Below are 3,308 nucleotides of genomic sequence, written 5' to 3' on the forward strand. Positions count from 1 at the left end.
TCCACGATCAGCATCCCCGACCACCTGCTTCATGACAAAGCAGGCAGCGCAACAGCCAACCTGTAGGGGGTCAATTTTGGACGCCGATCCCCCGGCTTACGGGGTCAATTTTGCATGCCGAATGACAATGATCCGGGCATAGCCCCGATGCACGATCACATTCTTGTTTTCCAAGCCTCGGAAGATTTTCAGCGCAACCTTTTGCCCCGCACAGACAAGCAACTGGATAGGTACAAAAATATCGATGCTGATCCTCGCGGCGACTGGAGTTCCGACAATTATGTAAGCAATAAGTCCAAATACGAAAGGCCGACGCTCTGGTATTCGATCAAGCATCCAAAAACCGGATTGGACGTATGGCCGGACGAGAACGCGGTCTGGCGATACTCAAAGGAAAAGCATTTACAGCTCGATAGTGATAATCGGCTCTACTGGGGACCGGATCAATCTTACGAAAAACCTCGAATTAAAAGATTTTTGACGGAAATCCAAGACGGAGTTGTTCCCTCGACTTGGTGGGATTTTCGAGAGGTCGGTCACAATGATGAGGGTCAGAAGGAAACGGGCGAGCTAATTGGTAAGAAGATTTTCAGCACGCCGAAACCAGTGCGAATGCTCAAACGCATACTCGAAATTGCGACGTCAAAGAATGAAGATGAAATAGTGCTAGACTTTTTTGCGGGCTCGGCTTCGCTTGCTCAGGCCGTTATGGAGCTGAATCGGACCGAGGGGCGAAGATTACGTTTCATCCTCGTGCAGCTTCCGGAGCCTACGCTGCCAAATACTCCTGCATTCGACGCTGGCTTTAAGACAATTGCCGACATTGCGCGCAGGCGTATTGCTCTGGCGGGTAAAAAGGTCGCAGGCGAGCAAAACACTCAGCTAAAACTTGAAGGCTCTCTAAAGCCGGACCTTGGCTTCAAAGCATTTACGCTTGATCGATCCAACTTCCGCGTATGGAACGGAGGAAGCAGTTCCAACGAGGACGTGGGGAGCCAGATTGAGATGCACGTTGATCATTTGTCGAAAGCGAGCAGCGCTGACGACGTGCTCTACGAAATCCTGCTGAAGTCCGGATTCTCGCTCGACACCGGCGTATCGGTCATCGAGCTAGCGGGGAAGCAAGTGTATTCCATTGCCGAAGGAGCATTGCTTGTTTGCCTCGAAAAGGAGATTACGCCAAACCTGATGGACGCGCTCGCGGAGGCCAACCCGCTCCAGGTCATCTGCCTGGACGAAGGCTTCAAGGGCAATGACCAGCTTAAGACGAACGCTGTGCAGACCTTCAAGGCTCGTGCTCAGGCCGAAGAGTCTGAAATCGTCTTCAAGACGGTTTGAGGGATAGAACATGAAGCTCAAGTTCGATCCCTCACTTCAGTACCAGCAGGATGCGGTCAACGCCGTTGTCAGCGCGTTCGAAGGGCAACCCTTCGTGCAGACCGGCGCTATGGCGTTTCAGTCACTTCAGATTGGCGGTCTGTTTCAGACGGAGCTGGGGCTGGGCAATCAGCTCAACATTGGCGATGAAAAGATTCTCGCAAACGTCCGCGCCGTTCAGGAAGTTAACGAGATCGAGAAGGTAGCTGCGCTTGATGGGCGCGAGTTCTCAGTAGAGATGGAGACCGGCACCGGCAAGACCTACGTTTATCTTCGGACGATCTTTGAGCTGAATAAGACGTACGGCTTCAAGAAATTTATCATAGTGGTTCCGAGTGTCGCCATTCGCGAGGGCGTGCTTAAGAGCATCGATGTGACGAAGGAGCACTTCCACACGCTCTACGACAACGCGCCTTTCGATCACTTTGTTTATGACTCAAAGCGTCTCGGCAAAGTGCGGCAGTTCGCGACCAGCAATCAGATTCAGATCATGGTTATTAACATCCAGTCATTCCAGAAGGACGTTGCCGATAAAGACCTCTCGGAAATGACTGAGGACGAGTTGAAGAAGCTCAACGTCATCAACCGTGAGAATGACCGCATGTCGGGCCGCAGGCCCATCGAGTTCATTCAGGCGGCAAGCCCCATCGTCATCATCGACGAGCCGCAGAGCGTCGATACGACCGAGAAATCGCGCCGTGCGATTGCGAACCTCAATCCAATGGCAACGCTGCGTTACAGCGCGACGCATCGCAATCCATACAATCTTCTATACAAGCTCGACCCTATCAAGGCTTACGACCTACGGCTCGTGAAGCGGATTGAAGTCGCATCCGTACGGTCGGATGATAATTTCAATGATTCTTATGTGAAGCTGATAAGCACAGATAATACGAATGGTATTCGCGCACGCTTGGAAATTCACAAGGAAGGTGCTTCAGGCCCGAAGCCGGTGAAGCTATGGGTTAAGCTGGGCGACGACCTGTATGTGAAGTCGGACGAACGCGACGCTTATCGCGACGGCTACATCGTCCAGAACATCGATTGCACTCCCGGCTCGGAATATATCGAATTCAATCAGGGACGGTTCCTCGGGCTGGGAAAGGAAGTCGGCGGGCTTGGCGACGACATTATGAAGGCTCAGGTCTTTGAGACTGTTGAGCAGCATTTGAAGAAGGAACGCGCCCTGAAGGGCAAGGGCATTAAGGTGCTTTCGCTGTTCTTCGTCGACAGCGTCGCCAATTACCGCATCTACAATGAGGACGGGACGACCAGCCTCGGCAAGATCGGTCAGTGGTTCGAAGAGGCATATAAGGAATTCACCGCGAAGCCCATCTACAAGGGACTCATCCCGTTCGACGTTGCCGATGTTCATAACGGTTACTTCTCGCAGGACAAGCAGGGCCATGCCAAGGACACACGCGGGAACACTGCGGACGATGATGACACTTACAGCCTCATCATGCGCGACAAGGAGCGGCTGCTCGATCCCAACGTTGCACTGCGCTTCATCTTCTCCCACTCCGCCCTGCGCGAGGGCTGGGACAATCCGAATGTGTTCCAGATTTGCACCCTGAACGAGACTCAATCAGCCGAGCGCAAGCGGCAAGAAATCGGGCGCGGCTTGCGCCTGCCTGTCAATGAGACCGGCGAGCGCGTTCATGACGAGACGATCAATCGCCTGACCGTCATCGCCAACGAGTCGTATGAGGACTTTGCCCGCACCCTTCAGACCGAATTCGAGGAGGATTTCGGCATCAAGTTCGGAAGGGTCGAAAAGATCGCCTTTGCGAAGCTCGTGAGGCGGGCAGCGGATGGAACTGATGCCGAACTAGGGTCGGGACCCATAAAAGTGATTCCTTCGGCGCTGAGTTTGTGATTCACGGTCTCGGACAGGAGGCCTTTGATGAGTCGCGATTGCTTTTGGCTAA

The 3,308-nt window shown here is 53.2% G+C and carries 2 protein-coding genes; both read left to right on the plus strand.

The annotated features are described in order from the left end of the window. Window positions 1-114 precede the first annotated feature (114 nt). Window positions 115-1,338, plus strand: a complete 1,224-nt coding sequence (locus tag B2M20_RS03030) for a site-specific DNA-methyltransferase (protein WP_079445629.1) — start codon at window positions 115-117, stop codon at window positions 1,336-1,338. A gap of 10 nt (window positions 1,339-1,348) precedes the next feature. Next, window positions 1,349-3,256, plus strand: coding sequence for a DEAD/DEAH box helicase family protein (locus tag B2M20_RS03035; protein WP_244553400.1), 1,908 nt, complete (start codon window positions 1,349-1,351; stop codon window positions 3,254-3,256). Window positions 3,257-3,308: the final 52 nt, after the last annotated feature.

Source organism: Nitrobacter vulgaris, assembly GCF_002028545.1.
Taxonomy (GTDB): Bacteria; Pseudomonadota; Alphaproteobacteria; order Rhizobiales; family Xanthobacteraceae; genus Nitrobacter; species Nitrobacter vulgaris.